The sequence below is a fragment of the Mucilaginibacter sp. OAE612 genome (genome assembly GCF_041806395.1).
GTDB classification, from domain to species: domain Bacteria; phylum Bacteroidota; class Bacteroidia; order Sphingobacteriales; family Sphingobacteriaceae; genus Mucilaginibacter; species Mucilaginibacter rubeus.
Genome location: NZ_JBGMUW010000001.1, coordinates 5,841,059 through 5,865,279, shown reverse-complemented (window position 1 = coordinate 5,865,279; position 24,221 = coordinate 5,841,059). Strand labels below are relative to the sequence as shown.

Below are 24,221 nucleotides of genomic sequence, written 5' to 3'. Positions count from 1 at the left end.
GCTTATTATATTATTTTATTAGGTGTGCTAATTAATTTTAAACTACCACAAGCTTTTGACCTATTTTAGCGTTCTGTAGATTGTTAATTTAACTAATGATAAAAAAGTTACTGGCGGTACTTTTAGTTTTTAACTGTACGCTATCCTTTGCGCAAACCATTAAAACCGATATATTAGTTGTAGGCGGAAGCGCAAGCGGAACAGCCGCCGCCATACAGGGTGCACGAAGCAAACTAAAAACCATGCTGGTTGAACAAGGCCCCTGGCTTGGCGGCAGCATTACAGCTGGCGGGATGAGCATAGTTGAAGGTAACCGCAATTTACCAACAGGCATCTGGGGCGAGTTCAGGCGCAGGGTGCGGGATTTTTATAGCAAAACCCCGGGTTATGATACTGCTTACAATGCTACGCTAAGATTTGAACCATATACCGGGGCCGCTATCCTCAAAAAAATAACCGATACGGTAAAAAACCTCACTGTAAAACTAAATACCCCATTTACAGGCATTAAAAAAGATGGCACCGGTTGGGATGTAACTATCACCCTCGACGGGAAAACCGCTACCGTAAAAGCTAAAGTAGTTATTGATGCTACGGAAACCGGTGATGTGGCCGCCAAAGCAGGCGAAACCTACGTTTATGGTTTTGAGGCTAAAAAGCAAACTAACGAAGCCCTGGCGCCTGATAATGAATCGGCACAGTTGCAGGACCTTAGCTGGATTGTTATTTTGAAAGATTTTGGTGCCGCGACAGATAAGACCATTGCCAGGCCCGAAGGCTATGATGCCGCGGCGTACACTTGCCTTAAGGGTAAGAATATTAAAAAAATGCTTGATGATGGCAGGCTGCCCAATGATAAATACATGATCAAATGGGCCGAATGCGGAAACCAGTTCCCAGTTGCCCCTGATAATTTAAAGCCGGAAAACCGGGAAGCTTTTTATGCCAAAGCACGCTTGCATACTTTAGGATTGATCTACTATCTGCAAACCGAACTGGGCTACAAAAACCTCGGTTTGGACGAAGACTTTACTACCCCCGATCATTTGCCATATCTTCCATATTTGCGCGAGGCAGGTCGCGCGACAAAAGGTTTGGTGAGGATGATGCTGGATGATGTGTACAAACCTTACGACCGCGAATCAAAACTTTACCGTACAGCCATTGCCGTTGGCGATGCCTCGCCGGGGCAGCATTATACAGATGCCAATGCTCCGAAAGTTATTTACCCGCCTTTCCCTGCTTATGGAGTGCCGTTAGGAGCTATCGTATTGAAAGATCTGGATAATTTACTGGTAACGGAAAAAGCCATGTCGGTAACACACCTGGTAAATGCCAGTACCATGTACCCATCCGTACAAATGGCCCTTGGACAGGGTGCCGGTGCAACCGCAGCCTATTGCGCCTTTTTTAAAACCACTACGCAAAACTTAAATGTGCGGATAATCCAGGGGGAACTGCTCGACTTTAAAGCCTGGATCATGCCCTTTGCCGATATTAAACCAACCGACCCGTATTTCCGGGCCATGCAACAGATAGGAGCTTCAGGGTTATTAAAAGGTGTACAAAAAGCAGATGGCAATACCGCGCGTTTGTTATTTCAGCCTGATTCCTTAGTTGCCACAGCCGAAATCAAACCAACGCTGGAAGAGATTTATACCCGGGGCTTTTTATGGTTTAATAAAGAGAAGCCCGGCCCGGTGTTCACGGTAGGAAACCTATTATCGTTTATCAGCGAAACTACGCTAACCGATCCGCATACTTTGGAGATTGCCATGCAAAAGGCCTGGAAAGATCAATATAAATTCAGTTCTGCTTTTGATATGAAACGGCCGGTAACCCGTCGTGAATTTGCTATACTGGCCAACAGGTTTTTTAATCCTTTTGCGCGGTCGGTGGATATTACGGGGAGGATGGTGAATTGACGATCATTTAAAAATATCATTTTGACCTAAAAAGAGAAGTGCTGTTCGAAGTCTCTGACTTCGAATTAAGTATGCCTGTAGTCTGAGACGACAGAACCCAAAACATTTCCTGTAGTTACAAACTACAAATATAATGGTCCAAAGTCAAAGACTTCGGGCAGTGGGGGTGACATGATTAAAAACGGGTGTCATGCTGAGTGATTTAAATCCGTTGGATTCTGAAGGAGCAATGACATCTCCTCCACGTCATTGCTGAGTTACGAAGCAATCTCTTATAGGCAGACAAGGTGCTTAGTGGTATTGAACTTACATCGTCGCGCTCTTGGCCGCGCGGGGCCAGATACTTTTGTCTTGACACAAAAGTATCCAAAAAGTCAAGTCAGCAGATAGGCTTCTTTGCGCTCACCCACTCCACAACCCGTCGCGCCGGCCTTTGCCCTGCAAAACGGGCAGAACCACGGGCTGCAATTATTTTGCCCGCTACGCTCGCGCTTTCCCAATGCTTCTGCAAAAACTTGCTATGCCCCTTCCAGCGCTCAAGGCCACCATTGTTCTGCCCGCTTTCATCCGAAGCTTACCTGCTGACGGGAACATTCTTTATTTATTATGTCATGGGTAGCCTGTCGAAGCATAGCGGGCTGGGCCTCTGTGCGCGACCCTTCGACAGGCTCAGGGTGACAGGCCCTCTTTGTCATTTCGCTTTGAGAGCCCACCGGATTTAAACGCTACTCATGACAAAAAACAGGTAATGATAAACCTGTCTCGGCAATCGTTAACATGCCCCTGCATAACCAAGTTTTTATAACTCCAATTCCAACTGATCCCCCGGCCCAAGCTCCTTATCATCCCGCTGCTTAACCGGCAATTCGCCAAAGTTTGAAAGCGAAATGCCCAACAGCCGCACTTTTACATCATCAACACCTGTGGCAGCCATCAATTGTTTGGCCGTATGACTGATTGTTTCCAGATCGTTTACCGGTGTGGGGAAGGATTGATTGCGGGTGATCTGTTTAAAATCGTGGTATTTTACCTTGAGGGTAATGGTGCGGCCTTTCAATTCATATTTAAGCAGCCGGTTATGTACGGTGACCGCTATTTTATCCAGTTCAGCCTCCATTTCCTCAAGAGTTGTCAGGTCATAAGCGAAAGTATCTTCGGCGCCCAGTGATTTGGTTTCGCGGTGGGGTTGCACTTCGCGGTTATCAATACCGCGCACTATCTGATAGTAAAATTTGCCAACCTTGCCAAAGTGTTTTATAAGGTCACTTTCTTCCAGTCGTTTCAGGTCGGCCCCGGTATGCAGGCCCATCTGTTTCATTTTTTGAGCGGTTACCTTGCCTACACCAAAGAATTTTTCGACGGGCAGCTGCTCCATAAAATTTTCGATGCTTGATGGTCCGATAAACTTCAGGCCATCGGGCTTATTGATGTCAGATGCTATTTTGGCTACAAATTTATTGATAGACACTCCTGCCGATGCGGTGAGCTGCAGTTCGTCTTTAATAGCCTGTTTGATAAGTTTGGCTATTTCAATGGCCGAGCCGATGTCCTGCTTATCGTTGGTTACATCCAGGAAAGCTTCATCTAAAGAGAGCGGTTCTATCAGGTCGGTATAACGGCTAAATATTTCCCTGATATGCTGTGACACCTCGCGGTAAACGTTAAACCTTGGGCGTACAAACAAAGCATGCGGACACAGTTGCAATGCCTTTTTCGATGACATGGCCGACCGGATGCCAAATTTTCGGGCCTCGTAACTGGCGGTAGCCACTACACCTCCCCGGCCTTCGGGCAAACCGCCCACCACCAAAGGTTTACCCCGGTATTCCGGAAAATCCCGCTGCTCAACCGACGCGTAAAACGCATCCATATCAATATGGATAATTTTACGATGGGTATTGGGTGATTGCTCGGTCATGGTGATAAGAACAAATATAGGCGGGTTGCAGGTTTGCTGCAATTGAGCTAAGGCTGCAATTGTGGGGATTGAGCAGAAAGTGGCTGGATATGCTCGAACAGCTTCCATTTTATAAACTGCTTAAAGAGCAGAAAAAAGGACGGCCCAAAACAAAGAAAGTTATAATAATTATTGATAATCAATAGATTAAATGTTTGTCTTTAGGTTTAAGCAAAAAGAAAGGCAGAACCCTTCACCGGTCTGCCTTTCAAAAAAATAGAAATAAAACTATGAGAGCAAAAATACATAAAGTTTGCCTTTACGGGCAAACTACGTTCTGCCCTCAATCTCAAAAAAACAAACTCATTTTTATTGCTTTCGCTTAAATTGACGGTTATGCCCGGAAGGGAGTTGGGTGGGCCTTAACTCACACTCGTTACCGTTTTCTTCAGTTCTGTTTCCAGGTTTTGAAGCTCGGTATTTAACGTGCGGCGATTGGCCGTGCCTTCATCGTGGATCCGTTTTACCTCAGTAAGGGTTTCAATAAGAGATGAAGTGGTCTTTTTCAGTGTATCTAACGATACTACCGTTTTTTCATTTTCGCGGGCTACATCAATACTGTTTTGTTTCAGCATTTCGGCATTCTTTTGTAAAATGGTATTGGTGGTATCCGAGATCTTTTTCTGCATCTCCACATTCTCTTTCTGACGGTTGAGGGCAACAGCTATGGTGAGCTGGTTTTTCCAAACCGGGATAGTGGTTGATACGATAGATTGCGCCTTTTCGGCAATGGTGGTATTGTTGTTCTGCACCACACGGATCTGCGCCAGGGATTGCAGCATAATAAAGCGAACTACCTTCAGGTCGGCAAGGCGTTTATCAAGGCGGTTCACAAAATCGCGCAGATCGGCAATTTCATAGTCCTGGTAGCCTGTCGGGTTACCGTCCATCACAGCCAGTTTTTCGTTAAGCTCATTGTATTTGAGCTGCCCGGCGATGATCAGGTCTTCCATTTGCTTGATATAAGTAACGTTGCTGTCAAACATGGTTTGCAGCGAGCTGTTATCCTTTAACGAATTAACGCGGCCTGCCTTGATCTTATTGGTGATCTTATCGATGTTATTAACCACGGTATCGTATTTCTGGAAAAGCTTTTTGGTATCAACCACCAGCTTTTTCATGAAGGGGATATGTGATATAAATGAGGTGAATGCGTTTTGGTTCAGCTCGTCAACGTCAATATAATTAAGCTCGGTAAGTAACTCGTTAATCAGCCCGCCTACCTCGCCAGAGTTATAGGTGCGTACTGAAGTAAGAAAGTTGTTGCTGTATTTCTCCATGGAGTTTTGTACCTCAACACCATAGTTCAGTATCGAGTTAACATCGGCTGGATTGATATCTTTCCCCATTTCACCGTACTTTTGCAGGTCCTGGTTTGGTATAGCGTCAAGGTTGACATTACCTTGTTTATCCACCTTCATCGGCACATTGCCGGTTGGTGCGGCTGCCGCCGGAAGATCCAGATTGGTTGGAGTGATCAGCGGTGGTATATTTAGATTTAGTTCATCATTGTTTGGTGCACTTTCCATAATCTTATTATTAATGATTTAGTAGTACTTAATTAGCTGATCTTAAGCGCCACCCGGCTTAATACTTAAGATCAATGAATTAAACTTTTACAAGTAGGTTGCGGTTACAGTTTTCACTGTTTCTTCCAATTTACGGTCGCGGGTTGGTTCGCCGATGGCATTAAATTTCCACTCGCCGTTCTTTTTGTAAAACACGCCCATCACCATAGATACATGGCCTGCAAAATCCTTGCTGTGCGCAATATCATAAGTAGCGAAGATTTCGTTAACACGGGTTGGCGTACCTTCATAAATACGGATAGAGGCAAACGGTATAGTGCCGAAGTCCTGGCCACGGAAGCTGTTTAACACAAAGGCTACATAGCTTATGGTTGGGCTCAGCGTAGCAAAATCAACGGTGATCACTTCATTGTCCAGGCCGTCGTTGCCGGCCATATCGCCGGTTAGGTCATCACCGCTGTGCCTTACAGCGTGGTCTTTTGAACGCAGGTTTCCGAAGTAGATTACATCAACCAAACGTTTGCTTTCATCATATAAAATGCAGCTGGCATCAAGGTCAACGGCCTCTTTGGTAGTGCCAAAGCCAAACAGGCCTTTTCTTTCTATCGCGCCCCAGTTTATCCCAACGCATACATTTTGTAATTTGCTGCCGTTACTTTTTTCAAGGCTGATCCGCTGTCCTTTTTGAAGATTGATAGCCATAATTTTAGTTGTATTTGTTTAAATAATCCTGTAAGCCGCCTTTCATACCGGCACCCACAGCTTCAAATTTCCAGTTGTTATCTTTTTTGTAGATACGGCCAAATTCAACCGCGGTTTCTATCGAAAAGTCTTCTTCCAGTTCGTATTTCAAAATATCGACGTTAGTAGCCGAGTCAAAAATGCGGACAAAAGAGTTGCGTACCTGACCAAAGTTTTGGCGGCGGCTTTCGGCCTCATGAATGGTTACCACAATGCAGATCTCAGTAGCACGCGGATCGATCTTTGAAAGATCAACAATGATCTGCTCATCGTCACCGTCACCTGCACCGGTCAGGTTATCGCCGGTATGCTCAACAGCGCCATCCGGAGACTTTGAGTTATTATAGAAAACGAAAAATTCGTCGGACAGTATTTTCTTATTATCGCCCATGATGAACACCGAAGCGTCCAGGTCAAAGGCCGAGCCTGTTGATGAGCTGTTTGTATCCCAACCAAGGCCTATCGTAAATTTAGGGGCACCAATAGTTTCCCTTTGGCCTTTTTGCAAGTTAATTGCCATGCTGAATTAGTTTATTATTGTTTATTAATAGGTTTTGTTTAATAAAGTTTAAGTTAGGTGTATAGGCTTCAATGGTATGATAACCATTACCCAAAGCCATATCATACAGCAAGTTTATGAAATTGCTGCCTTGATCTTGTATAAAGATGCAAAAACTTTCGTGATCGTAATTTAAAATATATTTTACTATGCGGGTGTTGATGCAAAAATTAGTGCCCTTAATGATATCATTTAAATGGTAAATGTTTTTAACATGATGATAGTTAAGATAATTCTCAATATTGGGGTGGATGTTTTTGTTCACCAGTTCGGCAAAGTACAGCATGTAAATATCGTTCTGTAAACCGTATTCATTTACCATTTTCATGATCATACGCTCATGACTGCCGGTGATCTTGATGTCATCTAAAAAAAGCAGGGTTTTGTCTTTAAGAAAATCCTTATCAATATGAAACGAATCGTTACCTATTAAATTAATCCTTTGCTCGGCATCCAGCTCGCCATAATCTTCCTTATAAGTTATGGTGCGATGAACCTTCGTTTCCTGTACAACCGGGTAACCATGATGGGCCAGCCAGCGGTTAAGCCTGCACACAAAGTGGTTTTTCATTGCAAAAGTAGCCGTAGGAATAAATGAGTATGGGCTTGATATAACTACGATCTGTTTTTCTATTGGCTGTTTAGTTAAGATTTCGCTGATAAAGCCATCGGCCAGATCGGTGCCGAAGTAGCGGGATACCTCGCCATCGCCAAATTTAAAGCGACTGTAATCATCGGCATCGAAACCAAAATGTGTTGCGCTGTTGATATGATGTAATGAGTAGGTAGCTTTCATAAACTTAATAAGGTTAAAATGGATAAGTTGTTTGAATTGATGAGCAGGCTATCAAGGCCTGCATCTTTAGCCCCCGCTATATCTGCCGCCGGGTTATCGCCTATATGTATGATACCTGACCGGTCTATCTGCTTTGGTTTATTACACTCTTTAACTTTTTGCACCATCAGCTTAAATAAATCCCCGTTTGGTTTCGACATCCCCTCCTCGTCCGAATAGATCTGAAAGTTAAAGAACGTATCCAGCCCCAATTTAACCATTACCTTGCGGAGCGTTTGTCCTTTTATAAAGCCGGTATTACTTAAAATACTCAATGAGCAATCACCTTTTTGTTTTAGATGCTGTAGCACCTCAATTGTTACAGGTGAGTAAAGCACCGGCAGATAGTAAAACAGCAGGGTTTCCATGTCGGCATACAGCTTATCGATATTAACATCGGCAAGCGGATACTGGTTATCATTAATTGCGCTGATCACCATCAGGTACATTTCATCCGCGTCAATGTTTTTACCAGTACGTTCGTTCACGGCATTGCACATGAGGTCAACCTGTCTGAAAGCCCTTGCCACATCGTTGATGTTTTTACCGCCGGGATTAAAATCCCGGTGAAAGATCTTAGTGCGTTCTATCTTAAAGTACGGGTTTGACTTGATCAGCGTGAGCCACAGATCAAATGAGTAATGTTGGTACATTTATGTTTAGGTAGAATTAAACTTAACCAAAATGTCATTGCGAGCGTAGCGTGGCAATCGCTTGCTATACAGAGCGGCTATGCTTACGTGCGATTGCTTCGTCGTTCCTCCTCGCAATGACATGTTTTTATATTAATAGTTCCGAAGCAATTCCGAAAGACTATCAGTACTATGCGGATCACCTATGGCACGGAATTTCCAGGTGCCGTCTTTGCGGTATACTTCCGCAAAGGTCATCGAACACATGCCGTTGTAAGTTGAATCGCCGGAGAGACTGAACTTAGCGATCTCTTTACCATGGCTGTCAACCGCGCGGATGAAAGCATTCTCCACCATGCCAAAGTGCTGGTTGTTTTTACGGCCCTGATAAATAGCTACCAGGAAAAGGATGCGGTCATATTTCGGATCGAGTGAATCAAGCTTTACGATGATTTGCTCGTCATCGCCCTCACCGGCCCCGGTGCGATTATCGCCGGTAAGCCAGATGTGTCCCGAAGGGTGGCGCATCGAGTTAAAGTAAATCACATCTCCCTCGAACATATTGATAGTACGCCCATTAGCGGTTTGTTTGGCATAGCCGCGATTCGCTACTTTACCGTTCTTGTCCAGCAAAAATGCAATCGCATCCAAATCATATTCTGCCTCTTCGGCACCGCCAAACAGTTTGCCTAAAAAGCCGCCATGGGTTTTCCTAACGTCCCAGCCCAAACCTATAGTTACTGACGACAGGTCGAAGCTTTCGCCTTTATCATTTTTACGCAGGTCAATTGTTTGACCTTTTACCAAATTTATAGCCATTGCCTTATTTGATTATTTGCCCTTTAAAATATTTACTTAAAAAGAAGGCCAGGTCTTCTTTGTAACCCACACCAGATGCTTCAAATTTCCATGCGCCACCGCGTTTGTATAATCTGCCAAACTCAATGGCTGTTTCGATAGAAAAATCCTCGCCCAATTCATACTTGCATACTTCGGCACCCGTTTGGTTATCTAAGATACGAATGTATGAGTCACGCACCTGGCCAAAATTTTGACGACGGGCTTGTGCTTCGTGAATAGTTACCACAAACAGGATCTCCTGGATGCGGGCATCTACTTTAGTGAGGTCAACAGTGATCGATTCATCATCGCCGCCATCGCTGTTACCGCCTGTTGGGTCATCGCCGGTATGATGTACAGATTGCTCGGGCGAGTCGACATTATTATAGAATACAAAAAATTCATCCTGGGGTACCAGTCGGTTAGCATCGATCATGATAGCCGATACGTCAAGATCGAAGTCATAACCTGTACCTTCGTTTGGGTTCCAGCCCAAGCCAACTGTCATTTTTGAAAGGCCGATATCAATTTTCTGCCCTTTTTGTAAGTTAATAGCCATTTTAGTATGTGTTATTTTTAGGTAAAACCTGTGTAGCCTATTGGGTTTTGCGCGGCGCTGCAGGTATTGAGCCGGAGACAAACCGGCAATTAAACGCTTAATCTAAGGTAGATGTTTTATTGAGGTGATATTGTAAAATTGTCTACACAAAAATAAGACGATGACAGGGGGCGGTTGTTACAGAAGAGGGGAGATAATTTAGTTGCGTAATATGCAATTATTTAACAATGGTTGTTGCATCTGTTTTAGCTCATTCGTAATGGTACGTTGTAGTCGCCCAGTCGCTTTTTTATGTAACACGATTAATACACTTGCTTTAGTGTATTAAGGGAGAGGGGTTTGGTAATTAAGTGAAAGTCATGTAAATTCCGTTTTTATAAAAACCTAAATGGTAAAAAAATCACTCCTGGCCTTAGTTATCACCTGGGGCATAATGGCAAACGGTCATGTTTCTGCACAAACGGGTCCCGATAGCACGGGTTTAGGCCTCGTAATTGCTAATTATCACACTGCTATAGGGCAACAATCACACTTATATAACGGGCCCGAATATGAGTTTTATGATCCCATAATAAAAGGTAACGCATATGTTTTTGACAATAAGTCATTTACGGCTGGAGATGTAAAATACGGGGCAGCGGTTTATCGCGATGTCCCGATGTTATATGACCTGAATAAAGATTTGGTGGTTATACTGCTTTATAATCACTTTACAAAAATTTCATTACTAAGCGAGCGTGTGCCGGAGTTCTGGCTGCTCAACCATCATTTTATACGCATTACTACCGATTCGACAGGCCAGGCCCGTCTTGCTACCGGTTTTTATGACCAATTATACCAGGGAAAAAAGATCGGGATCATTGTAAAAAGGGCCAAGAGCATCCAAACCAACACGGGAAACAACACCATCGAATCTTTTTTTAGCGAAACCAAAGATTATTATGTTAAAAAAGGGGATAACTATTTCAGCTTTAGCGGAAAGGGCGGACTGTTAGATGTTTTGAAGGATAAAAAGAAGGAGTTGCGGCAATATATAAAAGCCAATCATATCGACTTTCGCGAAAATCAGGAACAGGCTATAGTGGATGTAACTACTTATTATGATCATTTAACTAATTAATGCGGCGTGCCTTATTATTTAATAACAGGGCAAAAATAATATAGCATTAATGTATACGGCAGGAAAATAAAATAACCGGATGAAAAAAATTTACTTTCTAAGTTTCTGTTTTTTGATTTTAATTGAACTGTGCCAGGCCCAGCAGGGTCCGTTAAAATCAATCAGCGTAAACTTTCAACAAGCTACTATTGAGCAGTTTGTAACAGAGCTGGAAGCAAAATCAGGCTTTCATTTTTTTTACGACGCCATGCAGTTTGACAGTTTGAAAGTAACTCTGCAGGCAACCAATAAACCTATTGAAACCATATTGAGCCAGGCTTTTAAAAACACCGGTTTTAGTTTCGCCATAACCAAACATCAGCAGGTGTTTTTAACTAAAGGGCGCGAAATACAAACCGGACTGGCGGTAGGTTATTTTGGCATTACAACTGCCAATGCAACTGCAGCAAATATAAGTGTGTCCCCGGCTAATACTGATCTTGATAAAGATAAAAAGATCCCCGAAGCAACAACCGAAAATAAGCTATACGAAATAGGGATCAAAACCAACACTATTGAGGCGGGTACGGCAACGCTTTCGGGATATGTAAAGGAAGCAAAATCGGGCGAATCTGTAACAGGTGCCAGCATATATGTAACCAATACCAAAACGGGGGTAGCTACCGACCAGTTTGGCTATTTCACTATCAAATTACCCAAAGGCAGGCAGGTTTTAAGCGTTAGGGGCGTTGGCATGCGCGATACCCGCAGGCAGATCATCCTTTACTCGGACGGCAAGATCATTATTGAAATGCAGGAGCAGGTAACCAGCCTTAAAGAGGTAAAAATCTCTGCCGAAAAAGTAGCTAACGTACGCAACGTTCAGTTAGGAGTAAACCGGCTCGATATTAAAAGTATTAAACAAGTACCTACTGTATTTGGTGAGGCAGATATATTAAGAGTAGTGCTTACCCTGCCCGGCGTTCAGTCGGTAGGAGAGGCAACGACAGGTTTCAATGTACGCGGGGGCTCGGCCGATCAGAACCTGATCCTGATGAATGACGCCACCATTTATAACCCCTCGCATTTTTTTGGCTTCTTTTCATCATTTAACCCCGACATAGTTAAAGATATCGAACTATATAAAAGTAGTATCCCCGAAAGGTTCGGCGGGCGTTTATCATCGGTGTTGGATGTTACCAATCGTGAGGGTAATAAAAAGAAATTTACCGGTTCGGCAGGCATTGGTTTAATCACCAGCAGGCTTAATGTTGAAGGGCCTATCATCAAGGATAAAACCTCGTTTTCATTCGGAGGCCGTACCACGTACTCCGACTGGCTCCTTAAGCTCCTGCCCGATGCCTACAAGCACAGTTCGGCTTCATTTTATGATCTTAACCTGGATATAAGCCACCAGATTGATGATAAAAACAACCTGTATCTAACCAGTTATATAAGCAGGGATAAATTCAGGCTTAATAGCGATACTGCTTACAGTTACAGCAACAGGAATATCAACCTAAAATGGAAGCATAATTTTAATAATAAACTATTCAGTGTTATTACGGCCGGGATAGACAAGTACCAATATGATGTTTCAAGCGCCGATAACCCGGTAAATGCTTATAAGCTGAATTTTGATATTAACCAAAGTAATTTTAAAACGGATTTTACCTATTACCTTAACCGCAAAAATACTGTCGATTTTGGGTTAAGTTCCATTTATTATAAGCTCCATCCGGGCAGCTTTCAGCCTCTTGGCGCCCAATCATTGGTAGCTCCTGATGTCGTTTCCACACAACAGGCCCTGGAAAGCGCCTTATACCTGGGCGATAAGTTTGACGTGACCGACGATCTGTCGATAAGCGGTGGTGTAAGGTATTCGATCTATAATTTCCTGGGGCCGCAAACAGTGTATAACTATGCGCCTAACCTACCCAAAACAAGCGCCAACCTGTTGGATAGTACCTATTACGCAAGTGGTAAGTTTATTAAAACTTATTCGGGGCCCGAAATCAGGCTTTCGGCCAGATATCAACTGGGCGATAACCTATCGATCAAGGGCGGCTATAACACACTCAGGCAGTATATTCACCTGTTATCAAACACAACTGCCATATCCCCCACTGATGTTTGGCAACTGAGTGATCCCAATATCAAACCTCAATATGGTGACCAGGTATCATTAGGCCTTTATCATAATTTAAAATCAAACACCATTGAAACGTCGGTCGAGGTTTACTACAAACGATTAAGGGATTATCTCGACTATAAGAGCGGCGCTAACCTCGTATTAAACCATCATATTGAAACGGATGTGGTAGGTACAAAAGGCAAAGCATATGGAATTGAGTTTTTAGTAAAAAAAGCCACCGGGAAAGCCAATGGGTGGATCAGCTATACTTATTCGCGCACGTTTTTAAGACAAAATGATCCTAATGCCGGCGATTTGATTAATGGGGGGGCTTATTATCCTGCAAATTTTGATAAGCCACATGCTTTTAATTTTATTGGTAACTACAGGTTTTCACATAGGTTCAGTGTTTCTTTAAATCTTACTTACAGCACGGGCAGGCCTATTACCCTGCCTATTGCCAAGTATGAGTATGGTGGTTCCGAGCGGGTATTTTATTCGGACAGGAACCAATACCGCATCCCGGATTATTTCAGGTCGGATTTTTCAATGAACATAGAGGGCAACCATAAAGTGCACCAATTAACCCATAACTCATTTACAATAGGGGTGTATAACTTAACCGGCAGGCAAAACGCGTATTCGACATTCTTTACAGAGCAGGGAGGGGTCATTAACGGGTATAAGCTGTCCATATTTGCCAAGCCTATTCCATTTATTAATTACAATATCAGGTTTTAATTGAAAGCGATGAAAGGAAAACGATATATATTAATTTTATTATTGCTGGGGGGCATATACAATGCCTGTAAAAAGCCTTATAACCCTAAAATTGTTGACTCTCCCAATCATTACCTGGTTGTTGAAGGGGTAATAAACAATGGCAGCGATTCAACCATAATAAAATTAAGCAGAACGGTTAACATCTCAGGCAATGTAAGCACAAGCGGAGTTGATAATTGCGCGGTATCTGTTGAAGCCGAGGGGGGAACAGCATATTCACTTACACCCCGGGGAAATGGGACTTATGTTATACCGGCGCTTAACCTGGATGTGTCAAAAAAGTACCGTGTGCATATTATCACTAACGATAATAAAGAGTATGCGTCTGACTATGTTGAGGTAAAAAAGACACAGCCAATTGATAGCATAGGGTTTAATATTAAAAATGGCAACATGCAGGTTTATGCAAATACGCACGATGCTTCCAATAGCTCCCGATATTATAGGTGGAGTTATGAAGAAACGTGGCGCTTTCATGCTAAATATCAATCGGCCTATATGGTTGATCCTGTGGCTAAAGCAGTTGTTTTTCGGCCACCCAGTGAGTATAATTATTACTGCTTTGCGGGGGCCAAATCCAGTACCATAGTTATAGGATCATCAGCTAAGCTGTCACAAGATGTAATATACCAGCAACCGGTAACAACCATAGCCTCAACATCTGAAAAGATTGAAATGCGTTATTCCATTTTTCTGAAACAGTATGCGTTAACCAAAGAAGCTTATCAGTTTTGGGAAAATATGAAGAAAAACACGGAGCAATTAGGAAGTATATTTGATGCGCAGCCATCGCAGTTAACAGGGAATATCCACAATCTTAAAGATCCGGCTGAGCCTGTTATTGGCTATATAAGTGTAACCAACATTCAATCGAAAAGAGTATTTATTGACAATGCCGATCTCCCTCGCGATTGGGCGCCTACATATCCATATGATTGCGGTCCCCTTGATACTGCACTCTTTTTTAATCCCAAAACCAAACAAAATGATGTACTGGGCATCATAATTAATGGTAATGCAATACCTGTGCTTGATATAACCGAGAAAATGAACGTAATAGGTTATACTTATTCATCAATTGAATGTACCGATTGCAGGATCAGGGGACGAGTACAAACTCCCTCATTTTGGAAAGAGAGATAAAAAAGTTTATGAATGATGCCATGAAAATAAATCAATAAGGTTTGGCTATGAATGAAATTAAAAAACTTGCTGTGGTTCCGATGATTTCCGGCATGTTACTGTTGTCAGTGAACGGGGTGGCGCAAACTATAAGCCAAATCTCCGACAGCTTTAACAAATACTATCAGGCTACTGTACAGGAAAAGATTTTTGTACATACTGACAAAAGCGCCTATATGACCGGCGAAATTTTATGGTTTAAAGCGTATAACGTTGACGCTACTTATCATAAGCCGCTTGGTCTTAGCAAAGTTGTATATGTTGATGTATTGGACAACAAGCAAAATGCCATAATCCAAACTAAAATAGAAATGAAAAACGGCCTCGGGAGTGGCTCTGTTTATATACCAGTATCGGCAAGCAATGGTAATTATAAGTTAAGGGCCTATACCAACTGGATGAAAAATTTTACTCCTGATTATTATTTCGAAAAGAATATTACCATTATTAATCCTCTAAAATCTCCCGAAGCCATAACTAAAGTACAGGCACCGGGCTACGATGTTCAGTTTTTCCCGGAAGGGGGAGATTTGGTCGCGGGTATTAACAGTAAAGTTGCTTTTAAGGTTACGGCATCAGACGGTACAGGCTTAAGTGAATGCAGAGGTTTTATTGTTGATCAGAAGCACGATACGGTAGCGCGCTTCCGGCCATTGAAATTTGGTATTGGCAGCTTTTTATTCACCCCGATAGCCGGGAATGTTTATACGGCTGTTATTAAATCGGGCAATACCCCGGCTGTTACCAAAGAGTTACCTGCCGTTGAAAGTCGGGGTTATGTAATGGCTGTAAAAGATGCAGGTAGCACACGGGTGGAGATCACAGTAAAAGGCGCCGGCGTTGAAGCTGGCGAATTATATCTGTTTGCTCATACAGGCCAATCGGTTAAAGCCGGCATGACAGCACCTTTTAACAACGGCAGTGCCATTTTTACGCTTGATAAAGCTAAATTGGGCGAAGGAGTGTCGCACTTAACAATTTTCAATAGCGCCAGACAACCCGTGTGCGAAAGGCTTTATTTTAAACGTCCCAAACAAAACCTCATTATCGAGGCCTCTGCTGATCAGCCTTCATATACCCGCCGTAAAAAGGTAAGTGTGGACATCGCTGCCAAAGATTTTTCGGGGCGCGTAAAACCTGCTAACCTGTCAATGTCGGTTTATAAGATTGACTCATTACAAAATATTGATGCCGGCGAAATATTCAGCTATCTGTGGCTCAAGTCAGATTTACGTGGAAATATTGAATCGTCAGGCTACTATTTCAAAAATTCCGATGCTGAAGCCGACACGGCCCTTGATAACCTCATGCTAACACAAGGGTGGCGAAGGTTTCAATGGGATAATGTATTTGGTAATAAACAGGCGGCATTTAGTTTTTTGCCAGAGTATGACGGGCACCTGATTACCGGTAAAATAACCAATACGCAAACCGGTGGTATTGCCAAAGATGTAGTAGCTTATTTAAGTGTCCCGGGAAAACGGGTACAGCTGTATGCCGCAAAAAGCGATTCGACAGGCAGGTTGATTTTTAATACACGACAACTTTATGGTCCCGGCGAAATAGTAGTTCAAACCAATTCAGAACGGGATACCACCTATCATATTGATATTTTAAGCCCTTTTTCTGAACAATTCGCAAAATCCCCAATATTAAAATTTAACCTAACCCGGGGCATGCAAAGTGCCATTGAAGAACTAAGCCTGGGCACGCAGGTTCAAAATATTTATTTAGGCAATAAGATCAAGCACTTTTATGAGCCGCAGGTTGATAGTTCGGGTTTTTATACAACCCCCTATAAAACCTACCTTTTGGATAACTATACCCGCTTTACTACAATGGAAGAGGTATTGAGAGAGTATGTAAAGGAGGTTTGGGTTAACAGATCGCAAAAACGGTATCACATCAAAGTATTGAATGGTAATGGATTTTTAGATGGCGACCCCTTAGTGATGCTTGATGACGTACCTGTTTTTAACATAGATAAGGTTATGGGTATTGACCCGTTGAAAGTTCGTAAGCTGGAAGATGTTCCGTACCGGTATTATTGGGGACCATCTGTTTACGAAGGAATCTTAAGCTTTACAACTTATAAGGGCGATCTTGGCGGTGTTGAAATAGACCCAAAGGCAGTAGTGCTCGATTATGAAGGTCTGCAATTACAACGTGAGTTTTATTCTCCGGTATATGACACTGAACAGTCAGTAAAAAACAGGTTACCCGATTTCAGAAACCTGCTTTATTGGGGGCCGGATATCAATACTTCAGCCGCTGGTAAAAATCAGTTGTCGTTTTATACGTCTGATCAAACAGGGAAATATATAGGAATTGTACAAGGGGTTACGTTACAAGGTGACATCGCAAGCCAATATTTTAGCTTTGAAGTGAATTAACTACTATTAAATTTCTACAGGATTTATATTTTGTGATTTCCTGATTTAATGTTGAATATCAGTAATTTACAGCCACCAAAAAAGGCACACCGCACAAAAAAGTGCTTAATTTTCAAAATAATGAACTTTTTTGAAAAAACAATTTGTGTAGAATAAAATGGTTTGTATATTTGCACACCCAAACGGAGGAGTGGTAGTTCAGCTGGTTAGAATACATGCCTGTCACGCATGGGGTCGCGGGTTCGAGTCCCGTCCATTCCGCTAAAAGCCTTACTGAAAAGTAAGGCTTTTTTGTGTTTTAAGCTTTTTTTATTTTAAGTTCTACAATTTGTGTAGATCAAAAAGGTTTGTATATTTGCAACCCCAAACGGGAGGAGTGGTAGTTCAGCTGGTTAGAATACATGCCTGTCACGCATGGGGTCGCGGGTTCGAGTCCCGTCCATTCCGCTAAATCAATATTAAAATTGAGCAAAACCCTTCAAATGATATCATTTGAAGGGTTTTTGTTTTTAGACTAATCCAAATTATTCATCTGAAACCATAATTCAGGTGAGTAATCCGGTGAGTCAATCAAAGTAGCTCAATGACTCACCAATTCCGTTGCAACTGTTTGATATGCAGCATGTTCGGTAAATGAACATCTTGCGCTCAAGTGATGAGAAAATTAATTTTGTTTCACTATTAATCCTCATTTCCATGAGAACAAACGTCAATCTGCTTTTCTATTTGAAAAAGCCAAAGAACTATCAATCAGGCCCAATGCCCGTTTATCTCCGGTTTACTGTTGACGGTAAACGGTCAGAAACCGCCGCCGGAAGAGCCTGTGAACCCTCCCGCTGGAATAATAAAGCCGGAAGACTTACAGGAACGAAAGAAGATGTCCGTGCCTTAAACAATTATCTCGATGGATTACAATCCAAGGCCTTCGATTGCCACCGGGTCATGACCCTGCACGATGAATTAATCACTGCTGAAACTTTGAGGAACAAGTTTATCGGAAAGGTCGATAAGGTAAGAACAATTACAGCAGTATTCGCAGATCATAATCAAAAGATGCAAAACCTGGTAGGGCATGAATTTGAGAAAAGCACTTTGCAGCGCTATTCAACTTGCTTGATGCACATCAAAGATTTTATGCAATGGCAATTCAACGTATCGGACCTGCCTGTTACCAAAATTAGCTTTTCCTTTTTAAATGATTTTGAATACTATCTGAGAAGCATCCGCAAATGCGGTAATAACTCTGCGATCAAATACATCAAAAATTTTGGAAAAATCGTAAGAATCTGCCTTGGTAATGGATGGTTAACCGTAGATCCTTATCTCAACTATAAACCGAAAACTTCGAAGGTTAACCGAATCGCACTAACTAAAGATGAACTGAAAGCGCTCTCGGAAAAGGAGATGCCGATGGAGCGGCTGAAATTGGTGAAGGATATTTTCCTCTTTAGCTGTTACACCGGTCTTGCGTATGTCGATGTAAGTAAACTTAAACGTTCTGAAGTGCAAAGAGGAATTGATGGTGAGAGCTGGATTTATACAAACCGCAAAAAAACCGATACGTTATCCCGGATTCCCTTGCTTCCTTCCGCACTCGAAATTATGGAACGATACTACGAAAACCCGCAATGTCAATGCGACGACAAGGTATTGCCGGTATTAAGCAATCAGAAGGTGAACGCTTATCTTAAAGAAATCGCCGATTTGTCTGGGATCACTAAAGTACTTACTTTCCATATTGCCAGGCACACGTTTGCTACCACGGTCACGCTAAATAACGGGGTGCCGATAGAAAGCGTTGCTAAAATGATGGGACATACCAGTATCAAAACCACGCAGATTTATGCCAAGGTGATGGATCATAAGATCAGTGAGGATATGAGCATGCTGAAGCAAAAGTTAGCTGCGAGTTGACTGAGTGATCGAACACGGGATAGCAGACTATCCCGTGTTTCTTAACTCATAAGAAGGTTCTGATAATTTAAGATGAAGATGACAATGGCAAATAATGACTTAATACCCGAGGAGATCGTAGTAAAACAGATTTACTACATAAGAGGCCAAAAAGTAATGTTGGACAGCGATCTGGCAACGCTCTACCAGGTAGAGACTAAACAATTGAAGAGACAGGTCAGAAGGAATATAGAAAGGTTTCCAGGCGAAGATTTTATGTTTGAACTTACACCAGATGAGTATAGTTTAATTTCAAGGAGCCAAAATGGCACCATGAAACAAGGTTATAATATTAAATATGCCCCGATGGTTTTCACGGAATTAGGTATCAGCATGCTTTCAAGTGTTTTAAACAGTGCATCTGCAATTCAGGTAAACATCAGGATCATGCGAATTTTTATTCGCTTACGCCAAATACTCATAGATAACACAGAGTTGAAGCTGGAAATAGAACGTATCAGAACAAAACTTGAAAGCCAAGATAAAAATATTGACTTGCTATTCGGCTATCTCGATGAACTGATCGAAAAAAAATCACAGCCGATGGACAGAAAAAGAATAGGTTATATGCCTGATACTGATAGCTTTTAAAAAACAGGCATTCAATTTGTCTTTATTTATTCAGGAACACTGGCATGGATTTCCATGCCAGTGAATCCTTTATGCTATCTGTGCCTCAATTGTTATTGTCTTGCCGCGATCAAAATTGCTATGCTCGTCCTGATGTACATATCCGAGTTGATTGGTCAGCAGCTTAGTTTTCCCGATATTAAATTCAAGTGTAGCATCGTGATGATGGCCGTATATCCAATAGTCAACACCGCTGTCCTCGATAAAAGCATCTAAGTCAGTTGCAAAAGCTTCATTTAAAACGCTGTCTAAATATTGTTTGGGATAATGCTGAAACGTGGGCACGTGATGTGACACAACGATGTTCCTGATATCCTCATTCCGGTTATCCGCTCCAGCCTTCAATGCAGTTTCGAGAAATGCCAGGGAATCTGAATGCATTTGGTTGTATTTTTCGACCGAGAACAACCTGCCCTCATCTTTAATCACCCTGAAATCCATCATCCCCCGTTCGATATAACGGGCTTTATATTTCGATATTTTCGACCATAGTGTCGTAAAATGGATCTTGACCCGGTTCAATTCAATAGTAGAATTGTTAAGCAGCGTCACGTTAGATCGGATCGACTCACGAAAAACACCTGACCTGTTGGCTATATCGAAATGGTAAAATTCATGATTACCGGGAACCCAGTAAGTGTGTTCATAATTGTCGGCAAGCAAACTAAAGAAATCACTATGACGGTCAATATCTTTCAATGGTATTATATCTCCCGCCAATAAAAGGATATCTCCATTTATCTGCAAAGGGTTTAAAGCCATATAATTCCGGTTTTCCGGGAATTCCAGGTGAAGGTCCGAGGCTATCTGTAATTGCATAATTGTAAATGTATTTAGTATTTATTTAACGATGGCACACTCAAACTTCAGAAATCATTTTTATCCGCTTCTTTCAGCCATTCATCATTGGACGGATTATAAGGATCCAGCCAGTCTGCTTTGGCATTCGCCCAGGAAAACCATTGCGGATCGGGATCCTGCACAGCCAATGTATATTCCCGGATGAGCTGAGCTCGCTTCCAGCGTTCGGCATCCCTCATCAATTCTTTAAAAGCTTCTTTTTCCTGTTTTTTTCGAGCTTCAAATTCAGCTTTTTCTTTTCTTTCCCGCTCCCAGTTTGCCTGCCAGATCCGCGCTTTCTCCAGGTAAAGTTCTTCTTCTTTTGCAGCCAGTTCCAGCTTTGCCAGTATTTTGGGTAATTGCTCTTCCAGCAAAACTGCTTTGAGATCCTGCCATTCTGATTTTAACCTCGTTTCAATTCTGAAAACAACTTTCCCGTTCGGGTGCCATTCGTAATTACGATACGATTTATCATATACCCTCACCTTGGTTGTCCGCTCCCGAAATGTCACTTTTAATTTGATGTTACGTATCACAACATAATTGCCGTCGTCATGCAGTTCAAATGAATAGCCTCGTACCCTCACGCATTTGATAAGCGTATCCATAAAGCGGAGCGCACGTCCTACGTTAGCAGGTGAAACTTTGATATCCAATTCCCGCTTTGCGGTCATCGCCATGCCTGGAAAATTCGGATCAGTCAGTCTTTTGAGGCTCTCCCTGGCAGCGAGCGTAACCGGCTCGGGTCTGACGAGACGATCAGGCACCCTGAAAGGCAGCTTTTCGGATGCCACTTTCCTGGTATGAATTTTTAGCTGACTAACCTTTTTTACCGGTGCTCCGGCGGGTCGTTCCTCAAATACAGCCGGTTTATAAATTTTGCCCGTCACCGGTAGCACTGGCTGTTTCAGTTTATGCCCTGCCTGGATTTTGGCCCACTGTCCCCGCTTTGGAATAGGAACGTCCATGCGGATACATAACTTACGAAAGCCGACATCAGATATGATATATTTCTTCGCGATCAGCGTCATGGGTGTTTCCCAAACAAGCCGGTATATCTCTTCACGTGAAAATGTGATCATAATACCGGGGCTGCTGCTTTTAATTCTTCAGTATCGAACTCACCCAGGCTGCGCAGGTATTTCAATGTGATGACCACCGAGGAATGCCCCATGATCTTTTGCACCATATAAACATCCTTTGTTCGGCGAAACACGTCAATTGCAGCAGTATGCCGGAAAGAATAAAGGGTTTGTTTGGGATAGATCAGGCCGTGACTTAGCATTTTCTTTTTTTCGCGGTTCCATTGCTTGCCAAAATAGGTCTGGTTGAAAGGTTCGTTAATACCACTGAATATATTATCTTCCCTTTTTAACTCCTGTAATACCGGCTCCAGTTCTTCCCTGACGTAATCCGGCACGTATACCACACGGATTTTGCCGCCCTTATTCTCTGAGCCGTCCAGATGAATTTCTGTATTATCTTTCCTGAAGTGCTTTTTGGTTAACAACCTGATCTCCTCATGCGGACGCAGCAGGCATCCGTAGGTCATTAGGCAGCAACGGTAAAGATTTGTGTGGTTAGCTTTCAGGAAAGTAAATACAGGCTCTAACTGTTCTTTTTCGTAAGCCAGATGGAGTGTTGCTTTAACCCGCCTGGATTCAGTTCTTTTCGCGGCCATCAAATCCTCGTCGATCATTCTTGAAGCAAGGTTAAAAAGTATATTCAGCCCCCGCCGCCTGTTCATGTAATATGTTGCGGAAGAGCCGAAAAGCTGTAAGAACTCTTCGATCCTGGAGGTCGTCAATTCCCGGATCGACATTTCACGTCCGTCCGCTCCAAGAAACTCCATGAAATGGTTGAAGGCGTAGCGTAAATTGTTTTTGTGGTGCTTGCTTAGATCGGATTCGAGCTTTTTATTCAAGGCCTGCTGGAACAGCAGGCCGATTGAATCGTTTTTATTTGATTTGTTCATCCAACAAAAATCCTGTGATACCGCGAGGTGAGTCGCAAACTCGTTTGTAAATTTCCAAAAGTCTTACAAGTCTAATAACGGAAGATATCCACTGAGTGGCATAGCAAACCAGCAAGGATAATTGTTATTCTGTTAATTCAATTCTTTTTAATTCTTTCTTGTAAAACTTTTCGACCTGTACCGTCAAACGACGAACGGTATCAATGATGTTATTTACGACGAATATATTGAGGGAACTTTCATAATTTGCAATTTTGGTATAGCGGTCACATAGACGTTGAAAATTCTTTTTGCCAATGGTTGTGTCTAATTCAAATATGTTGGCGAAATCATCGGATAACATCCGTGTTAAAGTCAATAGCTTCTCGAGGTCATTAACCGGCTGTCTGAAGCCGATGGCCAATTGCAGCACACATTTGAGTGCATACCCTGAGACCTGGCTTAAAAAGAAGGTTGCTATCCCGCAATCGTAATCTTTGGCAATCCGCTCGGCATCTGTTAAAAATGCTCTGCCGATTTTATTCCATTTGGTCCAGATCGCTCTCATCGCCTCTTTTTGCTTCTCGGCTGACTGAATCTGGAACGGGGGCAGTATAAATCCATCTTTAGAATAGATATTAACCCCCTCGGTAAAAACATAATTCCAGAAACGACCATCGGATTTTATACCTTCAACTGCACTTCTGACACTGTAAATAATCGGATACACCTCGGTTTCTTTTGTAATCGAATCTGCCAGTTTTCTTTTCCACACCGCATCTTCATTGTCTGTTAAGATTAGAAGGAAAGTGAAATTTGGGGATTTAACCTCACCGAGGTAAATGATCGCTGATAATGATTGTTCAAGATCTAATATCCCTCCTGCAAGTTTCGTATAATCATCCCTGCGGGGCGAGGCGGACTCTGACATTCTGATTGATTCGAGGTTAACAAGATTTTGCTGTTTTAGTCGAATGTCCTCGGCTGGAGGGGGATGATCTTCAGTGCTAACAGTATCATTATCTCTGGATTTATACTTTTTGCTTTCATAAGGGTAACCACTTTCAATTTGATTGAGCAGCCACGCGGCAGAGTGCAGTTTACAAAGATTATTGTATATGCTCTCCATCTTCAAGATGATGCTTTCATTATTGAGTTCGTAGTCTTGTAGAGCTGCATACAGCCACTGTTGCAGATGATCGCGGTAAAGTTCCACGCCTATCTCTTCATACACTTTAGTTAAAGCAAAAAACGGATTCAACAACTCTTTTTCATATAGATCATTAGGAAAGTAAGCCCATTGCTGTTTGGCTTCCTGTAGCTCCTCAAATGTTATGATATCAGGGCCTTCATCAACACAATCAATTTTGCGAGTAGTCCACAGTACATGGCACGCTTCAATCAGGCGAAACCATTGGCGAACGCTGTAAACTAATTCGCCCGGTCCCCTCTCGCCGATATAATAATCATCAGAGAGGGCCGACTCCTTCAACTTGGTTAACTGTGTTTTTTCAAAACAAGGGTGGTCTGCGAAGAAAAAGAATTCTGAAAACGCAGCATAAGGATTCTGTATCTCCTCGAAATACAGATTTTTAGGATAGTGTTCCCAAGGTACGTAATGACGAAAATACATATAGTTTGATTTAGCTGGCGATGACTTTCATCGCCGGTACAAA

At 42.5% G+C, this 24,221-nt stretch carries 19 protein-coding genes and 2 tRNA genes; 9 read left to right on the top strand and 12 right to left on the bottom strand.

Going from position 1 to position 24,221, the window contains the following annotated elements:
- The first annotated feature begins 95 nt into the window (after nucleotides 1-95).
- A complete protein-coding gene (locus ABID99_RS24395; protein ID WP_373615386.1) occupies nucleotides 96-1,925 on the top strand; it encodes an FAD-dependent oxidoreductase in 1,830 nt (609 codons plus the stop codon).
- Nucleotides 1,926-2,724: 799 nt separating this feature from the next.
- Here the strand turns inward: ABID99_RS24395 and dinB are convergent.
- The 8 genes from dinB to ABID99_RS24355 all read right to left on the bottom strand — a co-directional run bounded on the left by dinB (nucleotide 2,725) and on the right by ABID99_RS24355 (nucleotide 9,577).
- On the bottom strand, nucleotides 2,725-3,843 hold the full coding sequence (gene dinB, locus ABID99_RS24390) for a DNA polymerase IV (RefSeq protein WP_373615931.1): 1,119 nt from the start codon (nucleotides 3,841-3,843) through the stop codon (nucleotides 2,725-2,727).
- Between the two features lie 401 nt (nucleotides 3,844-4,244).
- Complete coding sequence (locus tag ABID99_RS24385) at nucleotides 4,245-5,411, bottom strand: toxic anion resistance protein (protein ID WP_090531250.1); 1,167 nt, start codon at nucleotides 5,409-5,411, stop codon at nucleotides 4,245-4,247.
- Between the two features lie 87 nt (nucleotides 5,412-5,498).
- The gene (locus ABID99_RS24380; RefSeq protein WP_090531247.1) at nucleotides 5,499-6,113 is read right to left on the bottom strand and encodes a TerD family protein; all 615 of its coding nucleotides are present in this window, start codon (nucleotides 6,111-6,113) and stop codon (nucleotides 5,499-5,501) included.
- Between the two features lie 4 nt (nucleotides 6,114-6,117).
- Nucleotides 6,118-6,672 carry a TerD family protein gene (locus tag ABID99_RS24375; RefSeq protein ID WP_373615385.1) on the bottom strand — a complete coding sequence of 185 codons (555 nt, stop codon included), beginning with the start codon at nucleotides 6,670-6,672 and terminating at the stop codon, nucleotides 6,118-6,120.
- Nucleotides 6,662-7,507, bottom strand: coding sequence for a phosphoribosyltransferase family protein (locus ABID99_RS24370; RefSeq protein ID WP_090531238.1), 846 nt, complete (start codon nucleotides 7,505-7,507; stop codon nucleotides 6,662-6,664). Before ABID99_RS24370 ends, ABID99_RS24375 begins: the two co-directional genes overlap by 11 nt.
- Nucleotides 7,504-8,199, bottom strand: a complete 696-nt coding sequence (locus ABID99_RS24365; protein ID WP_373615384.1) for an HAD family hydrolase — start codon at nucleotides 8,197-8,199, stop codon at nucleotides 7,504-7,506. The genes ABID99_RS24370 and ABID99_RS24365 overlap by 4 nt, the downstream gene beginning before the upstream one ends.
- 132 nt (nucleotides 8,200-8,331) lie before the next feature.
- Nucleotides 8,332-8,997: a TerD family protein gene (locus ABID99_RS24360; RefSeq protein WP_090531234.1), complete on the bottom strand. Its 666-nt coding sequence runs from the start codon at nucleotides 8,995-8,997 to the stop codon at nucleotides 8,332-8,334.
- Between the two features lie 4 nt (nucleotides 8,998-9,001).
- Entirely contained in the window at nucleotides 9,002-9,577 is a 576-nt protein-coding gene (locus ABID99_RS24355) for a TerD family protein (protein ID WP_090531232.1), read from the bottom strand.
- A gap of 388 nt (nucleotides 9,578-9,965) precedes the next feature.
- Between ABID99_RS24355 and ABID99_RS24350 the strand changes: the two genes are divergently transcribed.
- The 8 genes from ABID99_RS24350 to ABID99_RS24315 all read left to right on the top strand — a co-directional run bounded on the left by ABID99_RS24350 (nucleotide 9,966) and on the right by ABID99_RS24315 (nucleotide 19,712).
- Nucleotides 9,966-10,697: a hypothetical protein gene (locus ABID99_RS24350; RefSeq protein WP_373615383.1), complete on the top strand. Its 732-nt coding sequence runs from the start codon at nucleotides 9,966-9,968 to the stop codon at nucleotides 10,695-10,697.
- Between the two features lie 79 nt (nucleotides 10,698-10,776).
- Nucleotides 10,777-13,551, top strand: coding sequence for a TonB-dependent receptor domain-containing protein (locus ABID99_RS24345; RefSeq protein WP_373615382.1), 2,775 nt, complete (start codon nucleotides 10,777-10,779; stop codon nucleotides 13,549-13,551).
- 9 nt (nucleotides 13,552-13,560) lie between these two features.
- Nucleotides 13,561-14,736 carry a DUF4249 domain-containing protein gene (locus ABID99_RS24340; protein ID WP_188833573.1) on the top strand — a complete coding sequence of 392 codons (1,176 nt, stop codon included), beginning with the start codon at nucleotides 13,561-13,563 and terminating at the stop codon, nucleotides 14,734-14,736.
- A gap of 47 nt (nucleotides 14,737-14,783) precedes the next feature.
- Nucleotides 14,784-17,168 carry a hypothetical protein gene (locus ABID99_RS24335; protein ID WP_373615381.1) on the top strand — a complete coding sequence of 795 codons (2,385 nt, stop codon included), beginning with the start codon at nucleotides 14,784-14,786 and terminating at the stop codon, nucleotides 17,166-17,168.
- A 187-nt stretch (nucleotides 17,169-17,355) separates the two neighbouring features.
- A tRNA-Asp gene (locus ABID99_RS24330) sits at nucleotides 17,356-17,429 on the top strand.
- 112 nt (nucleotides 17,430-17,541) lie between these two features.
- Nucleotides 17,542-17,615 (top strand) — tRNA-Asp (locus tag ABID99_RS24325).
- A gap of 249 nt (nucleotides 17,616-17,864) precedes the next feature.
- Nucleotides 17,865-19,082, top strand: a complete 1,218-nt coding sequence (locus tag ABID99_RS24320; protein ID WP_373615380.1) for a site-specific integrase — start codon at nucleotides 17,865-17,867, stop codon at nucleotides 19,080-19,082.
- An 84-nt stretch (nucleotides 19,083-19,166) separates the two neighbouring features.
- Nucleotides 19,167-19,712, top strand: a complete 546-nt coding sequence (locus tag ABID99_RS24315) for an ORF6N domain-containing protein (protein ID WP_373615379.1) — start codon at nucleotides 19,167-19,169, stop codon at nucleotides 19,710-19,712.
- A gap of 69 nt (nucleotides 19,713-19,781) precedes the next feature.
- On the opposite strand, the gene ABID99_RS24310 is transcribed toward ABID99_RS24315, so the two are convergent.
- The 4 genes from ABID99_RS24310 to ABID99_RS24295 all read right to left on the bottom strand — a co-directional run bounded on the left by ABID99_RS24310 (nucleotide 19,782) and on the right by ABID99_RS24295 (nucleotide 24,178).
- Nucleotides 19,782-20,570, bottom strand: a complete 789-nt coding sequence (locus ABID99_RS24310; RefSeq protein ID WP_373615378.1) for a metallophosphoesterase — start codon at nucleotides 20,568-20,570, stop codon at nucleotides 19,782-19,784.
- A gap of 47 nt (nucleotides 20,571-20,617) precedes the next feature.
- Nucleotides 20,618-21,673 carry a hypothetical protein gene (locus ABID99_RS24305; RefSeq protein ID WP_373615377.1) on the bottom strand — a complete coding sequence of 352 codons (1,056 nt, stop codon included), beginning with the start codon at nucleotides 21,671-21,673 and terminating at the stop codon, nucleotides 20,618-20,620.
- Nucleotides 21,670-22,566: a tyrosine-type recombinase/integrase gene (locus tag ABID99_RS24300; RefSeq protein ID WP_373615376.1), complete on the bottom strand. Its 897-nt coding sequence runs from the start codon at nucleotides 22,564-22,566 to the stop codon at nucleotides 21,670-21,672. Before ABID99_RS24300 ends, ABID99_RS24305 begins: the two co-directional genes overlap by 4 nt.
- Nucleotides 22,567-22,690: 124 nt before the next feature.
- On the bottom strand, nucleotides 22,691-24,178 hold the full coding sequence (locus ABID99_RS24295; protein WP_373615375.1) for a hypothetical protein: 1,488 nt from the start codon (nucleotides 24,176-24,178) through the stop codon (nucleotides 22,691-22,693).
- Between the last annotated feature and the right edge of the window lie 43 nt (nucleotides 24,179-24,221).

Coding starts and splice junctions, on each gene's coding strand:
- ABID99_RS24395 (WP_373615386.1), top strand. CDS start 96: ATGATAAAAAAGTTACTGGCGGTACTTTTAGTTTTTAACTGTACGCTA.
- dinB (WP_373615931.1), bottom strand. CDS start 3,843: ATGACCGAGCAATCACCCAATACCCATCGTAAAATTATCCATATTGAT.
- ABID99_RS24385 (WP_090531250.1), bottom strand. CDS start 5,411: ATGGAAAGTGCACCAAACAATGATGAACTAAATCTAAATATACCACCG.
- ABID99_RS24380 (WP_090531247.1), bottom strand. CDS start 6,113: ATGGCTATCAATCTTCAAAAAGGACAGCGGATCAGCCTTGAAAAAAGT.
- ABID99_RS24375 (WP_373615385.1), bottom strand. CDS start 6,672: ATGGCAATTAACTTGCAAAAAGGCCAAAGGGAAACTATTGGTGCCCCT.
- ABID99_RS24370 (WP_090531238.1), bottom strand. CDS start 7,507: ATGAAAGCTACCTACTCATTACATCATATCAACAGCGCAACACATTTT.
- ABID99_RS24365 (WP_373615384.1), bottom strand. CDS start 8,199: ATGTACCAACATTACTCATTTGATCTGTGGCTCACGCTGATCAAGTCA.
- ABID99_RS24360 (WP_090531234.1), bottom strand. CDS start 8,997: ATGGCTATAAATTTGGTAAAAGGTCAAACAATTGACCTGCGTAAAAAT.
- ABID99_RS24355 (WP_090531232.1), bottom strand. CDS start 9,577: ATGGCTATTAACTTACAAAAAGGGCAGAAAATTGATATCGGCCTTTCA.
- ABID99_RS24350 (WP_373615383.1), top strand. CDS start 9,966: ATGGTAAAAAAATCACTCCTGGCCTTAGTTATCACCTGGGGCATAATG.
- ABID99_RS24345 (WP_373615382.1), top strand. CDS start 10,777: ATGAAAAAAATTTACTTTCTAAGTTTCTGTTTTTTGATTTTAATTGAA.
- ABID99_RS24340 (WP_188833573.1), top strand. CDS start 13,561: ATGAAAGGAAAACGATATATATTAATTTTATTATTGCTGGGGGGCATA.
- ABID99_RS24335 (WP_373615381.1), top strand. CDS start 14,784: ATGAATGAAATTAAAAAACTTGCTGTGGTTCCGATGATTTCCGGCATG.
- ABID99_RS24320 (WP_373615380.1), top strand. CDS start 17,865: ATGAGAACAAACGTCAATCTGCTTTTCTATTTGAAAAAGCCAAAGAAC.
- ABID99_RS24315 (WP_373615379.1), top strand. CDS start 19,167: ATGGCAAATAATGACTTAATACCCGAGGAGATCGTAGTAAAACAGATT.
- ABID99_RS24310 (WP_373615378.1), bottom strand. CDS start 20,570: ATGCAATTACAGATAGCCTCGGACCTTCACCTGGAATTCCCGGAAAAC.
- ABID99_RS24305 (WP_373615377.1), bottom strand. CDS start 21,673: ATGATCACATTTTCACGTGAAGAGATATACCGGCTTGTTTGGGAAACA.
- ABID99_RS24300 (WP_373615376.1), bottom strand. CDS start 22,566: ATGAACAAATCAAATAAAAACGATTCAATCGGCCTGCTGTTCCAGCAG.
- ABID99_RS24295 (WP_373615375.1), bottom strand. CDS start 24,178: ATGTATTTTCGTCATTACGTACCTTGGGAACACTATCCTAAAAATCTG.